The sequence below is a fragment of the Alicyclobacillus fodiniaquatilis genome (assembly GCF_042678105.1).
Classification (GTDB): Bacteria; Bacillota; Bacilli; order Alicyclobacillales; family Alicyclobacillaceae; genus Alicyclobacillus; species Alicyclobacillus fodiniaquatilis.
The window spans coordinates 39,565-55,439 of record NZ_JBHUCX010000001.1; the positions used below are offsets into that span (position 1 = coordinate 39,565).

15 protein-coding genes and 1 other annotated feature are annotated in these 15,875 nt (G+C 52.7%); all 15 genes read right to left on the bottom strand.

The genetic code is table 11. From position 1 onward, the window contains the following. Nucleotides 1-109 precede the first annotated feature (109 nt). Entirely contained in the window at nucleotides 110-3,745 is a 3,636-nt protein-coding gene (gene rpoC / locus ACFSB2_RS00285) for a DNA-directed RNA polymerase subunit beta' (RefSeq protein ID WP_377940495.1), read from the bottom strand. Between the two features lie 81 nt (nucleotides 3,746-3,826). Beyond that, nucleotides 3,827-7,345: a DNA-directed RNA polymerase subunit beta gene (gene rpoB, locus ACFSB2_RS00290; RefSeq protein ID WP_377940526.1), complete on the bottom strand. Its 3,519-nt coding sequence runs from the start codon at nucleotides 7,343-7,345 to the stop codon at nucleotides 3,827-3,829. 228 nt (nucleotides 7,346-7,573) lie between these two features. After that, entirely contained in the window at nucleotides 7,574-8,173 is a 600-nt protein-coding gene (locus ACFSB2_RS00295) for a class I SAM-dependent methyltransferase (RefSeq protein WP_377940496.1), read from the bottom strand. An 87-nt stretch (nucleotides 8,174-8,260) separates the two neighbouring features. Then, a complete protein-coding gene (gene rplL / locus ACFSB2_RS00300) occupies nucleotides 8,261-8,632 on the bottom strand; it encodes a 50S ribosomal protein L7/L12 (RefSeq protein ID WP_377940498.1) in 372 nt (123 codons plus the stop codon). A 51-nt stretch (nucleotides 8,633-8,683) separates the two neighbouring features. Then, a complete protein-coding gene (gene rplJ, locus ACFSB2_RS00305) occupies nucleotides 8,684-9,196 on the bottom strand; it encodes a 50S ribosomal protein L10 (RefSeq protein ID WP_377940499.1) in 513 nt (170 codons plus the stop codon). A gap of 23 nt (nucleotides 9,197-9,219) precedes the next feature. Beyond that, nucleotides 9,220-9,350: a sequence feature (ribosomal protein L10 leader region), on the bottom strand. 15 nt (nucleotides 9,351-9,365) lie between these two features. Further along, entirely contained in the window at nucleotides 9,366-10,067 is a 702-nt protein-coding gene (rplA, locus tag ACFSB2_RS00310) for a 50S ribosomal protein L1 (RefSeq protein WP_377940500.1), read from the bottom strand. 56 nt (nucleotides 10,068-10,123) lie between these two features. Then, nucleotides 10,124-10,552, bottom strand: coding sequence for a 50S ribosomal protein L11 (gene rplK / locus ACFSB2_RS00315; RefSeq protein ID WP_377940527.1), 429 nt, complete (start codon nucleotides 10,550-10,552; stop codon nucleotides 10,124-10,126). A gap of 151 nt (nucleotides 10,553-10,703) precedes the next feature. After that, nucleotides 10,704-11,249 carry a transcription termination/antitermination protein NusG gene (gene nusG / locus ACFSB2_RS00320; RefSeq protein WP_377940501.1) on the bottom strand — a complete coding sequence of 182 codons (546 nt, stop codon included), beginning with the start codon at nucleotides 11,247-11,249 and terminating at the stop codon, nucleotides 10,704-10,706. Between the two features lie 40 nt (nucleotides 11,250-11,289). Beyond that, nucleotides 11,290-11,520, bottom strand: a complete 231-nt coding sequence (secE, locus tag ACFSB2_RS00325; RefSeq protein ID WP_377940503.1) for a preprotein translocase subunit SecE — start codon at nucleotides 11,518-11,520, stop codon at nucleotides 11,290-11,292. 30 nt (nucleotides 11,521-11,550) lie between these two features. Then, nucleotides 11,551-11,700, bottom strand: a complete 150-nt coding sequence (gene rpmG, locus ACFSB2_RS00330; RefSeq protein ID WP_377940504.1) for a 50S ribosomal protein L33 — start codon at nucleotides 11,698-11,700, stop codon at nucleotides 11,551-11,553. Nucleotides 11,701-11,796: 96 nt separating this feature from the next. Beyond that, nucleotides 11,797-12,447 carry an RNA polymerase sporulation sigma factor SigH gene (sigH, locus tag ACFSB2_RS00335; protein ID WP_377940528.1) on the bottom strand — a complete coding sequence of 217 codons (651 nt, stop codon included), beginning with the start codon at nucleotides 12,445-12,447 and terminating at the stop codon, nucleotides 11,797-11,799. Between the two features lie 88 nt (nucleotides 12,448-12,535). After that, the gene (locus ACFSB2_RS00340; RefSeq protein ID WP_377940505.1) at nucleotides 12,536-13,078 is read right to left on the bottom strand and encodes an NYN domain-containing protein; all 543 of its coding nucleotides are present in this window, start codon (nucleotides 13,076-13,078) and stop codon (nucleotides 12,536-12,538) included. Further along, nucleotides 13,053-13,886, bottom strand: coding sequence for a 23S rRNA (guanosine(2251)-2'-O)-methyltransferase RlmB (gene rlmB / locus ACFSB2_RS00345; protein ID WP_377940506.1), 834 nt, complete (start codon nucleotides 13,884-13,886; stop codon nucleotides 13,053-13,055). Before rlmB ends, ACFSB2_RS00340 begins: the two co-directional genes overlap by 26 nt. Next, complete coding sequence (locus ACFSB2_RS00350; protein ID WP_377940507.1) at nucleotides 13,883-14,293, bottom strand: Mini-ribonuclease 3; 411 nt, start codon at nucleotides 14,291-14,293, stop codon at nucleotides 13,883-13,885. Before ACFSB2_RS00350 ends, rlmB begins: the two co-directional genes overlap by 4 nt. Beyond that, nucleotides 14,290-15,714: a cysteine--tRNA ligase gene (cysS, locus tag ACFSB2_RS00355; protein ID WP_377940508.1), complete on the bottom strand. Its 1,425-nt coding sequence runs from the start codon at nucleotides 15,712-15,714 to the stop codon at nucleotides 14,290-14,292. Before cysS ends, ACFSB2_RS00350 begins: the two co-directional genes overlap by 4 nt. Nucleotides 15,715-15,875: the final 161 nt, after the last annotated feature.

The window sequence follows — 15,875 nt, forward strand, 5'->3', positions numbered from 1 at the left end:
TCCCCCAGTGGAAACACACCGTGCCCAACGCACACTACGGAATTCTATCACCGAGGTTTCCAGGCTGTCAATATCATTCTCATATTGACAGCCTGATTTCCAAGGTTTATCACTCCACAGTCGGCGCCGGCTCAGCTTCAAACTCGGCTGAGCTATCAGCGTTTGCTGACTGTTCTTCCTCTTCTCCAGGCAAACTGACATTGCGATAACGAGACATTCCCGTCCCAGCCGGTATCAATTTACCAATGATCACATTTTCCTTCAGACCGAGCAGTCGGTCAACTTTACCTTTAATTGCAGCCTCTGTCAAGACGCGCGTCGTCTCTTGGAACGATGCAGCCGACAAGAAAGAATCGGTCTCCAGCGAGGCTTTCGTGATGCCCAAGAGCGCCGGACGGGCTACAGCGGGCACTTTACCCGTCAAGAGCGCATGCCGGTTGGCATTTTCATAGCTGAACAAATCCACATAGGTACCCGGCAGCAGTTCGGTGTCGCCAGCATCGAGAATGCGCACTTTGCGCAACATCTGACGAATCATCACTTCGACGTGTTTGTCGTTGATGTCCACACCTTGCAGACGGTAGACGCGTTGCACTTCGCGCAACAGGTAATTCTGCACCCCTTGCAACCCTTTGACGCGCAGCATTTCCTTCGGGTCTACAGACCCTTCCGTCAACTCTTCGCCAGCCTCTAACTGTTGATCCACAGAGACGCGAATACGAGAACCATACGGAATCTGGTAGATCTTCGTCTCGCTTTCGCCGGTCAATTCCACCTCGCGTTTGTCCTTGGCCTCACGGATGTCCGTGATGGTCCCTTCAAACTCTGAAATGACCGCTTGACCTTTCGGGTTCCGCGCTTCAAACAACTCCTGAATACGCGGAAGACCTTGCGTGATATCGTCACCTGCGACGCCGCCCGTGTGGAACGTGCGCATCGTCAGCTGTGTCCCTGGCTCACCAATGGACTGCGCAGCGATAATACCGACCGCTTCGCCGATTTCAACCATCTTGCCAGTGGCTAAGTTCCGACCATAGCATTGGATGCAGACGCCATGGCGGGATCGACACGTGAGGACAGAGCGGATATAAACTTCTTTGATGCCTGATTCGACAATTCGATCTGTTGCTTCTTCGTCGATCAGCTCGTTTTTACCCACAATTTTCTCACCGGTCTCTGGGTGGAAAATATCCTGGAATGCAATTCGTCCTTCCAGTCGATCCCCCAGTTCCTCGATAATTTCACGTCCATCGCGAATTTCAACCACGCGCAGCCCTTTGTCTGTTCCACAATCGAATTCGCGCACGATGGTGTCTTGCGCCACGTCAACCAACCGCCGCGTCAAATACCCTGAGTCAGCCGTCCGCAAAGCCGTATCGGCCAACCCTTTACGAGCACCGTGCGTCGAGATAAAGTACTCCAAGACGCTTAATCCTTCGCGGAAGTTCGATTTGATGGCCAACTGAATGATTTCACCCGATGGGTTTGCCATCAAGCCGCGCATGCCCGCCAACTGTGTAATCTGCGAGTTACTACCACGCGCACCAGAGGTGGCCATCATGTAAATTGGGTTGAACTGATCCATACTGTCCATCAAAGTCGTCGAGATGGATTCCTTTGCCTCGGACCAGATTTGGCTGAAGCTGACGTACTGTTCTTCTTCAGTGATCAACCCACGACGATATTGCTGCTTGAGCTTGTGTTCCTTCGCCTCTGCACTTTCGATAATCTGCCGTTTTTCATCTGGAACGATGATATCACTCACCGCAATGGTGATACCAGCGCGCGTCGAGTAGTTAAAGCCCAAACGCTTGACGCGATCCAAAATTTCAGCAGTCACTGTCGTGCCATAGCGGCGGAAACACTCGCCGAGAATGTTCCCAAGGTCTTTTTTAATGACCGCCTTCGGTATCGGCCGCGCTTTAATCGCCTCTTGCAGATTGACACCCTTGTCAAAAATAAACGTCTCATCCGGCGCGCCGCCCAGCAGATTTTGCTTGGCCGCCGAATTCAAGTACGGGAAATCAGCAGGGAAAATGCTGTTGAAAATCAGCTTGCCTGGCGTTGTGATGAGCAACGCTTTTGCTTGCGCTTCAGTCAAGCTTGTTTTCGCCAGAATATTCGCCGGCACAATAATGCGACTCTGCAACGTGATCAAACCTTGATGCCGCGCATATTCAACCTCGGACATCGAAGAGAAGATATTGCCTTCCCCAGGCTCGCCTTCTTTTTCAATCGTCAGGTAGTACGGGCCAAGCACCATATCCTGCGTAGGCGTGACAACAGGTTTGCCATCCTTCGGGTTCAAGATATTGTGCGCCGCAAGCATCAGCAGACGCGCTTCAGCCTGTGCCTCAGCAGACAAAGGCACGTGCACAGCCATTTGGTCACCGTCAAAGTCGGCATTGTACGCCGTACAGACAAGCGGATGCAGCTTTATAGCGCGACCTTCAACCAACGTCGGCTCAAACGCCTGAATACCCAAGCGGTGCAAAGTCGGTGCGCGATTCAGCAACACAGGGTGCTGTTTGATGACATCTTCAACGACGTCCCACACCTCTGGCGACACACGCTCCACTTTGCGCTTTGCGCTCTTGATGTTGTGCGCCAAGCCACGCGCAACCAATTCTTTCATGACAAACGGCTTAAACAGCTCAAGCGCCATTTCCTTTGGCAATCCGCATTGGTACATCCGCAGTTCAGGACCAACGACGATAACTGAACGACCAGAATAGTCAACGCGTTTCCCCAACAGATTTTGACGGAAACGACCTTGCTTACCTTTGAGCATATGCGAAAGGCTCTTCAATGGACGATTGCCCGGTCCCGTGACAGGACGGCCGCGTCGGCCATTGTCGATGAGCGCGTCAACCGCCTCTTGCAACATCCGTTTTTCGTTCTGAACGATAATGTCCGGCGCGCCCAAATCAAGCAGGCGCTTCAGACGATTGTTCCGATTGATGACGCGGCGATACAGGTCATTCAAATCGGAGGTTGCAAAACGCCCGCCATCCAATTGCACCATCGGACGCAAATCCGGTGGAATCACCGGCAACGCCTCAAGAATCATCCAGCTTGGGCGATTCCCAGACAGACGGAACGCCTCCACGACTTCGAGTCGCTTGATCGCGCGATTGCGGCGTTGCCCTTGCGCAGTGCGCAGTTCCTCGCGAAGCGTGTCAACCTCTTTATCCAAATCTATCTCGTGCAACAAAGAGCGAATGGCTTCCGCACCCATGCCAGCCTGAAAAGCATAGCCATATTTTTCACGATAGGAACGGTACTCTTTTTCACTCAGCAACTGCTTCTTTTCAAGCGGGGTATCCCCGGGATCTGTCACGACGTAAGAAGCGAAGTAAATGACTTCCTCCAAAGCGCGCGGTGACATATCCAGGACCAGACCCATCCGGCTGGGAATTCCCTTGAAGTACCAAATGTGTGAGACAGGCGCCGCCAACTCGATGTGTCCCATCCGTTCGCGACGAACCTTCGCACGAGTCACTTCAACGCCGCATCGATCACAAACGACCCCTTTATAGCGGATTCGTTTGTATTTTCCACAATGACATTCCCAGTCGCGTGTCGGACCAAAGATTTTTTCGCAGAAAAGACCTTCCTTTTCCGGACGCAGCGTTCGGTAGTTAATGGTCTCTGGCTTTTTCACTTCGCCATGTGACCATGACCGAATCTTTTCTGGTGATGCCAAGCCGATTTTCATGAACTCAAAGTTGTTCACGTCTAGCAAATCGTGCACCCTCCAATCGTAACGCGTGAATCGTTAACGGCGTGCAGCATCGCGCGCGAGCGACAAAGCGCAAAGCGCGCTTTATTCGCCGACTTCGTGGTATTCGAGATTCAAATTGAGCTTCTCGGAACCTTCGTCTTCGTCATCGATTTCTTTCATCTCAATCTCTTGCTCGTCACCGCTTAAAATCTTGACGTCCATGCCAAGACTCTGCAGTTCCTTAATCAAGACCTTGAACGACTCTGGAACCCCTGGTTCAGGCACGTTCTCGCCTTTGACGATGGCTTCATACGTCTTGACACGACCAACCACGTCATCCGACTTCACGGTCAGGATCTCCTGGAGTGTATAGGCGGCACCATATGCTTCGAGCGCCCAAACTTCCATCTCGCCAAAGCGTTGCCCGCCGAATTGCGCTTTACCGCCCAGCGGTTGCTGCGTAACGAGCGAGTACGGCCCTGTTGAACGAGCGTGGATCTTGTCATCTACCAAGTGGTGCAACTTGAGCATGTACACGTAGCCAACTGTGACCCGGTTCTCAAACGGCTCTCCAGACCGGCCATCGAGCAAGACCTGCTTGCCATCCGCCGGCAACCCCGCCTCGGTCAACGTGTTGAACACATCGTCAGAATGCGCGCCGTCAAAGACTGGCGTCGCCATCTTCAGGCCAAGCACTTTGGCCGCCATGCCAAGGTGGGTTTCCAACACTTGCCCAATATTCATACGAGAAGGCACGCCCAACGGGTTCAAGACGACTTGCACCGGTGTTCCATCTTCCAGGAACGGCATGTCTTCCTCCGGCAAAATGCGCGCGACGACACCTTTGTTCCCGTGACGACCAGCCATTTTGTCACCTTCGGAGATCTTCCGTTTCTGCGCAATATAGACCCGCACCAGTTGGTTGACACCCGCTGGCAACTCGTCGCCATTTTCCCGCGTAAAGACTTTCACATCGACGACAATCCCCGCACCGCCGTGTGGCACGTGCAGAGACGTATCGCGGACCTCGCGCGCCTTTTCACCAAAGATTGCGTGCAGCAACCGCTCTTCTGCGGTCAGCTCCGTAACGCCCTTCGGTGTGACTTTCCCAACCAGAATGTCGCCAGTGCGAATTTCCGCGCCGATGCGAATGATCCCGCGGTCATCGAGATTCTTGAGCGCATCCTCACCGACATTCGGGATGTCGCGCGTGATCTCTTCAGGACCGAGCTTCGTATCCCGCGATTCCTGCTCGTACTCCTCAATGTGAATAGACGTATACACGTCTTCCTTCACCATTTTCTCCGAAAGCAGGATGGCGTCCTCGTAGTTGTAGCCCTCCCATGTCATGAAGGCCACAAGGACATTGCGTCCCAGCGCAAGTTCACCTTTTTGCGTCGCCGGTCCATCCGCGAGGATATCCCCCGGCTTCACTCGTTGACCCTCACGCACAATCGGGCGTTGATTGACGCACGTGTTTTGGTTCGAACGCGAGAACTTAATCAAGCGATACTTCGCAAGATCCCCACGCACGGTTTGACCGTCCACTTCACTCTCTTGACGGATCCAAATTTCTTTGGCCGTCGAACGTTCCACCACACCAGCATGGCGAGATACGACGCAAACGCCTGAATCCTTTGCGGCTTGATGCTCCATCCCCGTCCCAACATAAGGAGAGTCAGTGACAAGCAGCGGCACCGCCTGACGTTGCATGTTCGATCCCATCAAAGCGCGGTTCGCATCGTCGTTTTCCAAAAACGGAATCAGCGCTGTCGCAACGGAGACAACCTGTTTCGGCGACACGTCCATATAGTCAATACGTTCCCGGGAGACCGTGATGACATCCTCTCGGTACCGCACGGTAATTTCATCAGAAGCAAGTTTATTGTCTTCGGTCAACGGCTCGTTCGCCTGAGCGATAACGTAGTTCTCTTCCTCGTCTGCCGTCAAATAATCAATGCGCTCCGTAACCACGCCCGTTTCCGGATCCACCCGGCGATAGGGCGTTTCAATGAAGCCATACTCATTGATGCGCGCATAAGATGACAACGAGTTGATAAGCCCGATGTTCGGACCTTCAGGTGTCTCAATCGGACACATGCGCCCATAGTGTGAATAGTGGACGTCACGCACTTCAAACCCGGCGCGCTCACGCGTCAATCCGCCCGGTCCAAGCGCAGACAAACGACGCTTGTGCGTCAATTCAGCGAGCGGGTTTGTCTGATCCATAAATTGAGACAACTGGCTGGAGCCAAAAAATTCTTTAATTGCTGCAATGACAGGCCGAATGTTGATCAGCGCCTGTGGCGTGATGGCACTCGCGTCTTGAATAGACATCCGTTCACGCACGACCCGCTCCATTCTGGAGAGACCAATGCGGAACTGATTCTGCAGCAATTCACCAACGGAGCGCAGACGGCGGTTACCGAGATGGTCAATGTCATCTGTGGTGCCCAAGCCCCGCAGCAGATTAAAGAAATAAGAAACCGCTGCAAGGATGTCTGACGGTGTGATGTATTTCACATCCGTCGAAACCAGACCATTGCCCAGAACATGAAGGATATTCCCATCCTCAAGCGGACTGAAAATCTTCACCATCTGCAATGGCACGTTCTCATCCTCGACCAAGTCCTGTGTAGCTCTGACCGAAAGACGACCAACATTGCCCTCGAGCGCCGGAATGATCTTATCAAGCAAGCGACGATCAATAATCGCGCCAGCTTCAGCGATGATCTCCCCGGTGTCCGAATCGACGAGCGTTTCTGCCAGGCGTTGATTCAACAGGCGGTTCTTGATATGCAGTTTCTTGTTGATTTTGTAGCGACCGACATTGGCAAGGTCGTACCGTTTCGGATCAAAAAACCGAGAGGCCAACAGTGCGCGCGCGTTTTCCAACGTGGGCGGCTCACCAGGGCGCAAACGCTCGTAAATTTCAACCAGCGCTCGCTCAGTTGAATCCGTGGTATCCTTGTCCAGCGTGTTTTGGAGATACTCATCCTCACCGAACAGCTGTGTGATCTCAGCGTCGGAAGACAGCCCTAAAGCACGCAGCAAGACCGTGATCGGCAATTTCCGTGTTCTGTCGATCCGGACGTAGACGACATCCTTGGCATCTGTCTCAAACTCAAGCCATGCACCCCGGTTTGGAATGACGGTCGCCGCAAATGTTCGCTTGCCATTTTTGTCGATTTTACTGCTATAATACACACTAGGTGACCGAACCAATTGGCTGACAATCACCCGTTCAGCCCCATTGATGACGAATGTGCCTGTGTCTGTCATCAACGGAAAGTCTCCCAAGAAGACTTCTTGCTCTTTCACTTCCCCGGTCTCCTTGTTCAACAACCGGACCTTCACACGCAACGGCGCTGCATATGTCACGTCGCGCTCTTTTGATTCTTCAACATCATACTTAGGCTCACCAAGACTGTAATCGATGAACTCAAGCACCAAGTTTCCAGTGAAGTCTTGAATCGGTGAAATATCGGCAAACATTTCACGCAATCCTTCACGCAGAAACCACTCGTAAGATTTTTGCTGGATTTCAATTAGATTGGGTAAATCGAGGACTTCTCGGATGCGCGAATAGCTACGGCGTTCAGCCCATCCATACTTGACCATGTGTCCCTGCAAAACCGTCACCCCTCAAGCGGATTTGATGGACGATGCAATTTAAAAGAGGCTCTAAAGACAAAAAGAAAATGAGGCCAGAGCAAACCACATTTCAGCACGTCGAATCGGCTATTATTCACCTATGTCCAATGTTTACGGGTTTTATACATTCAAAAGAGGTGAGCATCCGTCCAATCGCTACAGTTTGCATTGGATAAGAATATCACACCACAGATACTACGTCAACTTTTTTGCTAAAAACACAAAATAGCCCGATTTCCGGTAGACCGTTTCTACCTCGGAAAATCGATTCTCCAGTTCCGCGTACGCACTCGGCGCGCCATGCTTTTTTTGTATGACAACCCAAAGGCGGCCACCCATCTGCAAAGCTCGATGCGCGTCTTCGAACAAGCGATAGACAACGGCCTTCCCAGCGCGAATTGGCGGATTGAGGATCACATCCGTGAACACTTCTACTAAATCAGGCGGAATCCCGTCTGAGCAAATGGTTTGACAGCGTTCTCCGAACATCGCCGTATTCAACGCGGCCAGTTCAAGCGCTCGCTCGTTCACATCCACCAACACCCAGCGACTGTCCGGGTAGACTTTACCGAGCACCGCCGTGACCGGACCGTATCCACAGCCAAGATCCAACACAAAAGCGTCCGACGGCAACCACACCTGCTCCAACAACCGTCGCGTAGCCTCATCAAGTCCCGCCTTCGAAAAGACACCGTTATCCGTCTGCAGTTGCAGTTCAATATCGCGAACAGCAACTTGTATCACACGCGGATCACGCTTCGCTTGCGGGGAATGTGTGTAGTAGTGATCCGTCATTGCAATCACACCCCTTGAAACAGCCCCTCGTCCATTCGCAAAAGAAGGGCGCTCGCCTGGAGCACCCTTCCCGTTCAAAACAGTCTCTTACTTCACTTCGACGCTAGCGCCTGCTTCTTCAAGCTTAGCCTTGATACCGTCAGCGTCTTCTTTTGCAATCTTTTCTTTAATCGGTTTCGGTGCGTTGTCGACCAATTCCTTAGCTTCTTTCAAGCCAAGACCTGTGATTTCGCGAACCACTTTGATGACGCCGATCTTGGAGGCACCAGCACTCGTCAAGATCACATCAAATTCGGTTTGCTCAGCTGCGCCGCCGTCACCAGCACCTGCACCTGCGCCACCAAAAGCAACCGGAGCTGCTGCAGTTACGCCAAATTCCTCTTCAATTGCCTTTACCAATTCGTTCAGTTCGAGAACCGTCATATTTTTTACGGATTCGAGAATCTCTTGTGTCGTCAAACGAATGACCTCCTTAAAGTCCAGGGCACCCGCCCTGATAAAAATATGGGTTTATTCTGCAGCCGGCGCTTCTGCACCGCCATCTTTTTGTTCTGAAACCTGTTGCACCACGTATGCAAAATTGCGCATAGGCGCTTGCAAAACGCTGAGCAACATCGAAAGCAAGCCTTCGCGAGTTGGCAACTTCGCAATGTCTGCCACTTCTTCACTATTCACAACGCGACCTTCAACCACGCCGCCTTTTAATTCGAGCGCTTTGTGCTCTTTTGCGAAATCATGAAGAATCTTCGCAGCAGTCACCGCATCGTCATAACCGAAAGCAACCGCCGTCGGACCAGCCAAATACGCGTCAATCCCCGACAGGTTTACTTTTGCTGCTGCACGGCTCGTCATGGTGTTTTTCAACACTTCATATTCGACACCCGCTTCACGCAACTTGGAGCGAAGTTCGGTCACTTCCGCCACATTCAAGCCACGGTAGTCTGCCAATACGACGCTTTTGCTGCGTTCAAGACGGTCTGCAATTTCTTGTACGAGTTGTTCCTTTTCAGCACGTACTGCCAATCCATACACCTCCTTAGAGCAATGAACCAAATATAAAAGCGCCTCGACAGACCGAGGCGCCACGCATGCAAAGCAAGCGAATTACACCACCTCGGCAGGCGAACACATTAACCCCGAAGGGACCTGCTGTCTACGGCGAAACTTTTCTATTCAGAAACCAGCAATCAGATTATTCGCCCGCCCCAATGCGCAGCGCATTGACACGAACACCGGGACCCATGGTCGAAGCGACCGTGACCGTACGGATATATTGTCCTTTCGCACCTGATGGCTTCGCTTTTTGCAAAGCATCAATCAACGTGCGGAAGTTCCCAGCAAGCTGGTCCACTTCAAAGGACGATTTACCAATCGGACAGTGGATGATCCCCGCTTTGTCCAGGCGATACTCAATCTTACCGGCTTTGATCTCTTGCACAGCACGACTGACATCAAATGTCACTGTGCCAGTTTTCGGGTTTGGCATGAGTCCTTTCGGCCCCAAAACACGACCCAGACGGCCGACAGCACCCATCATATCCGGGGTTGCAACGACGACGTCAAAATCAAACCAACCCTGTGAAATCTTTTGAATCAAATCGTCGTCGCCGACAAAATCAGCACCAGCTTCTTGCGCTTCCTTCGCTTTTTCGCCTTTGGCGAAAACAAGGACGCGCGCAGTCTTACCCGTGCCATGCGGCAACACGACAGCACCACGAACCTGTTGATCCTGCTTCTTCGGGTCGACACCCAGACGAACAGCGATCTCCACAGTTTCATCAAACTTTGCGTTTGCAGTCTGTTTGACCAGACCGAGCGCTTCTTGTGCATCATACAGCTTATCGCGATCAATCAGCTTTGCCAGCTCTTGAGCGCGTTTCGATTTGCGTGCCATTGTTTCACCTCCATGTGGTCAGCGGTTTGACAACCTCCCACGATTGTTCCGCCATATTAGTCCTCGACAAGGATTCCCATGCTACGCGCAGTACCTTCAACCATGCGCATCGCTGCTTCAACACTCGCTGCGTTCAGGTCTGCCATCTTCTCTTCGGCAATTGCGCGCACCTTGTCGCGCTTTACCGTTGCAACTTTGTTGCGATTCGGCTCTGCCGAACCAGATTCGATACCTGCAGCCTTCTTCAGCAAGACAGCAGCCGGCGGAGTTTTGAGGTCAAACGTATACGAACGGTCTTCGTAAACGTACAACACAACCGGAATGACCAAACCCACTTGGTCTGCCGTGCGTGCGTTAAACTCTTTACAGAAGCCCATGATGTTGCCAACTTGTGCTTGACCTAATGCTGGACCTACCGGCGGCGCAGGCGTTGCTTTGCCGGCCGCAATTTGCAACTTCACGACTTTAACAATTTTCTTCGGCAACACGCCCACCTCCTTCGCTCATAATGTGGTAATCGGGAATTTCCCCTCCCACGGGACGCATCGTGAAGAAACTTCACTCATCTATAAGGTTCGCCATGGCAAACCACAGAAAGTGAGCAGCCATATGAGCCACTCAATCTAACTGCCATTATCAAGACAGGCGCTCCACCTGCGTATACTCGACTTCTAACGGAGTTTCTCGCCCAAACATCGAAACCAACACTTTCAATTTCTGATGTTCGGCCTGCACCTCTTCAACCGTGCCAACCATATCAGCAAAAGGCCCGTCGACAAGTCGCACAACTTCACCGACGTCATAGCTGACAGTCGGTTTCGGTTCACTGACACCCATTGACCGCAAAATGGCATCCACTTCATGCGGTAACAGCGGAACCGGCTTGGAACCTGCGCCAGTTGAACCTACGAACCCTGTGACACCCGGCGTATTCCGCACGACATACCAAGAATCGTCCGTCATCGCCATCTCCACAAGCACGTAACCAGGAAACACTTTACGCTGAACAACACGTTTTTTCCCGTTTTTCACTTCCAGTTCATCTTCCGTAGGGACCATCACATTAAAAATGCGATCTTCCATCCCCATGGTCTGAACGCGGCTTTCCAAGTTGCTTTTGACTTTGTTCTCATAGCCTGAGTACGTATGGATGACATACCAGTGTTTTACGAGGTTTTCCATAACGCGGGCAACAGCGGCCCGGACACCCCCAAGACAGTCGTTAAACTACACCAACAAGCGACATCAGCTTCGACACACCGAGATCAAAGCCCCAAACCAACAATCCCAGAACAACAGACATCACCAGGGCAGCGGCTGTGTACAGGACGACCTCGCCGCGTTTCGGCCAACGCACACGACGCATTTCTCGAACAGACTCAGCAAGGAAGCTGAAAAAGCCACTGCGGCGTTGCTGATTGGTCTTCACCATTGATTCGTCTGGCTTTGCCATACCGGATGACTCCTTTGCTGCCGCTCCGACTTAGCGAGTTTCACGGTGTGCGGTATGCGAATTGCACGTGCGGCAAAACTTCTTGATTTCGATCCGCTCGGGATCATTCTTCTTGTTCTTCATCGACGTGTAGTTCCGTTGCTTGCATTCCGTGCAAGCTAAGGTGATGATTTCACGCATTCAGGGCACCTCCCCTTGCAAAAAACAAGGCAGACAATAATTCATGACATAAAACAGAAGAACCCCCGAAACGGGGACTCGTATACCTGCAACACATTAGCACACTACATTACGAAAAGTCAAGTATTTTTCCAGCTTTCGTTTCACGCGCTGGAGCGCGTTGTCAATCGACTTTACGTGCCGGGCGAGATCTACCGCGATTTCCTGATACGAACGTCCATCGAGGTATAGCATGAGCACCTTTCGCTCCAAGTCGCTCAGGAGTTCTGACATCTTACCTTCAATATCGTCAAATTCCTCTTGATGTATAACAAGCTCCTCCGGATCTGAAACGCGAGCGGTACAAATCACATCTAGCAGGGTCCTGTCTGAATCCTCGTCATAGATTGGCTTGTCCAACGAGACATAGGAATTCAGGGGAATGTGCTTCTGGCGTGTCGCGGTTTTAATCGCGGTGATGATTTGTCTGGTGATACACAGCTCGGCAAAAGCCTTGAAAGAGGAAAGTTTGTCACCGCGAAAGTCACGGATCGACTTGTAAAGTCCAATCATGCCCTCTTGAACAATGTCCTCGCGGTCTGCACCAATGAGAAAGTACGCTCTCGCTTTGGCGCGCACGAAATTTCGATACTTGTGAATGAGATACTCCAATGCTGCCGTGTCGCCATTGCGCACAGCCTCAACTAGGTCCTCGTCTGTTTGTTCCTCGTAATTCGTGTAATCAGCGTCCAACTGTGTGGGCTGCATCGACAAACTGAATCACCCCGGGCCTCAAGAGGATGTGGCCATTATACATTATGTAATCTATCATAATCAATCCTAGATTGAGGACATTCTACTTTCTACGCCATTTTTCCAAGGCTTTCGCGATATCGCCGCGAATGCTGTCGCCCAAAGTATGACGTGGCTCCGTCTGATGGGCCGCCGTTTGGCGGCTGATGAAATTGCGCATATTCTCCAGGCGGCGCAGCAATTCATTGGCCGAGATGCGCAAGGCGCCACCGCCGAAGGAGACTTGCTGCTCCGCTGCATCAGAAGTCGCCACGGTGATATCCCGATAATCATCGCGAATCTCGTAGACCAGCCGTTCAATGCGGGCGTCCGCAGTCTCACCAGAACTCGTGAAGATGATTTCGATCCCGCCGCGCCGCTCTGTCCCGCCCACCCCTGGACGGTGATGGGCGTCATAGACGACCACCACGTCTTCGTCGTAAACGGACCTGTACTGGGCCAATTGGTCTTCCATATCGAGTCTGGCGCGCTCCAAATCGGGAATCTTGCTCAGTGAAGTCCCCGCCGACCGAGCCAGCACGTTATAGCCATCCACAATAAGGCAACGCTGCCCTTTGCGTTTACGTTCTCTGGCGGACGACTTCATAGAGCATGACCCCCGCAGCGACAGATGCGTTCAAGCTTTGAACTCGTCCCAGGATTGGAATGGTGACAAGAAAGTCGCAGCGCTCCTTCACCAAACGGTGCATGCCGGCGCCCTCGGAGCCAATGACGACCACGGTTTTTTGCGTATAGTCCACTTCAACCAGCCGCTGTGGCGCATCCACGGATGTACCGACAACCCAATACCCCATCTCTTTGAGTTGCTCCAGCGTCTGCGCGATGTTGGCGACACGTGCCACAGGCAAATACTCCAGCGCGCCTGCAGCGGCTTTGGCGACCGTCTCTGTCACTGGCGCGGCGCGGTGTTTGCCAATGATGACGCCCTGCGCGCCAACTGCCTCTGCGGTGCGAATGATGGCACCCAGATTGTGCGGATCTGTCACGCCATCCAGCAGGACAATAAGCGGCGCCTGCCCCGTTTCCCGCGCAGCAATCTCCTCGACATCGACGTAATCATAAGGCGCCACATAGGCCAAGACGCCCTGATGCGTGTTCCCTGCCAGCATATCGAGCCTTGTTCGTGGCACAAACTGAACGACGACGCCCTGTTCCTTCGCTCGTGCGATGATGGGTGAAAGCCCTGCCTCTGACGCCCCTTCAGCCACAAGCAATTTATTGATGGGACGTTCCTCAGCAAGTGCGGTCAGCACCGGATGGCGGCCTTTGAGCAGTTGCGTCTCGGTCGTTTCTTCCTCTGGTTGTCTCTGCTCCATCTGCGTTTTGGCCTTCGATCTCGCATGTTCTTTACGGCCTTGTCGAGCTTTTTGTTGGCGCGCTGGTGGTCGATTCATTTGGATAGCTCCTTTTCTGGTTCATCTAAGAATGCGAGTGCCTCACGAACAATCTCCTCGAGCCGCTCAACCTGTCCGCTGCCGTAGAGATGGCCAATCAATGCCTCAAACCCCGTACTGTGGCGATAGACGATGACATCGACGTTGCGCCTTACATGCGCTGATTTTGAGTTGCGCCCCCGCCGCACCACATTCGCCTCCGCCTCCGCCAGCATTGGCATGAGATGCGCCAGCGCATTGGCCTGCGCGCGCGCGCTGACATAGCGCGTGCAGAGCCGATGCAAATCGTTTGGTTTGCGCACGCCTTGATTGAGACAGTGCTGGCGCGCATACACCTCCCAAATCGCATCGCCCACAAACGCCAGTCCCAGCGGAGAGAGCGCCTCTACACGCCACTCCTGCTTCATTGGCCGTAGCTCCAACGTGTCCCTTGTGCCGTGTCCTCGAGAATGACGCCGCGCGCCTTCAACCCATCCCGAATCTCGTCTGCCCGACCAAAGTCCCGCCGTTTGCGCGCCTCATTGCGCGCCGTGATCAATTCAGCGATTTCCGCTTCCAGCGGTCGTGTTTCCTTCTCCGGCAAGCCAATGACACCGAGCAATTCGACAAACACATCCCGATACGCCAGCAGGTCTGTGATGTTGACTTGCCCTTCGCTCAAATGGCTGTTCACCCGCCGCACGCCTTCAAATATGGCAGAAATGCCGTCTGCTGTATTGAAATCATCATCCATCGCCGCGACAAACTCCGCTCGAATCAGCGCGACATCCCGCTGAACTTGCTCAGTAGGCGCATCCCGCTTCACCTCCACCACGTCTTCAACTTGCCGAAGCGCTTCGATGCGGTGATCCAAACTCTGAATCGCTCTGTCGATCCGCTGCAGCCCTTGCTCCGCATGGGACAATGCTTCCTCCGTGAAATTCAGCGGATGCCTGTAATGCGCACTGAGCAAGAAAAAGCGAATCGTGCGCGCGTCCTTTTGTTTCAGCAAGTCGCGCGTCATAATGAAATTGCCCGTGGACTTCGACATCTTCTCCCCATTGATATTGAGCGTGCCGTTGTGCAGCCAATACCTCGCAAATGTTTCGCCGGAGTGCGCCTCGCTCTGGGCGATCTCATTCTCATGGTGCGGGAAAATCAAATCCCGTCCGCCTGCATGGATGTCGATCTGCTCCCCTAAATACAAGGCGTTCATCACAGAGCACTCAATGTGCCAGCCCGGACGGCCATTCCCCCACGGACTTGGCCAAAACTCCTCGCCCGGTTTCGCCGCTTTCCAAAGTGCGAAATCGCTGGGATCGTCTTTTTCTTCCTGCACGTCAATCCGGAAGCCCGAGCGCATATCTTCTGGCGACTGATGTGACAGCTTGCCGTAATCTGCAAAGGAAGAAGTGTCAAAGTAGACATTGCCTCCTCGCTCATACGCATGGTTTTTACCAATTAGATCCTGAATGTAAGTGATGATTTCCGGAATGCATTCCGTTACCCGGGGATGGACAGTGGCCGGTTCGATAAACAGCGCACCCGCATCCCGAAAATATTCATCGATGTTTTCCTGCGCCAATTGGCGAGGTGGAATACCCTGCTCATTTGCCCGTTGGATGATGCGATCATCCACATCCGTAAAGTTTTGCACATAGCGGACTTCGTATCCGCGGTAGGTCAAATAACGGCGGATCATGTCAAACGAGATAAACATCCGCGCGTTGCCCAAATGAAACAGATTGTAGACGGTCGGGCCACACGCGTAAAAGCGCACTTTCCCCGGTTCAATCGTCTCCAGTTTTTCTTTTTGTCCCGTCATACTGTTGTAGAGAACGACAGCCATTCATATCAAACCTTTCCTCAAAACTGAATACAAAAAAACCGCCTCCGACAGAGACGGTCATTGCCGCGGTTCCACTCTGAATTGATCCGCCGGCAAAAGCGGATCCGCTCGATGCATGTAACGGTGCCAACCGTCGGATTTTACTGAGCCATTTGGCCGTT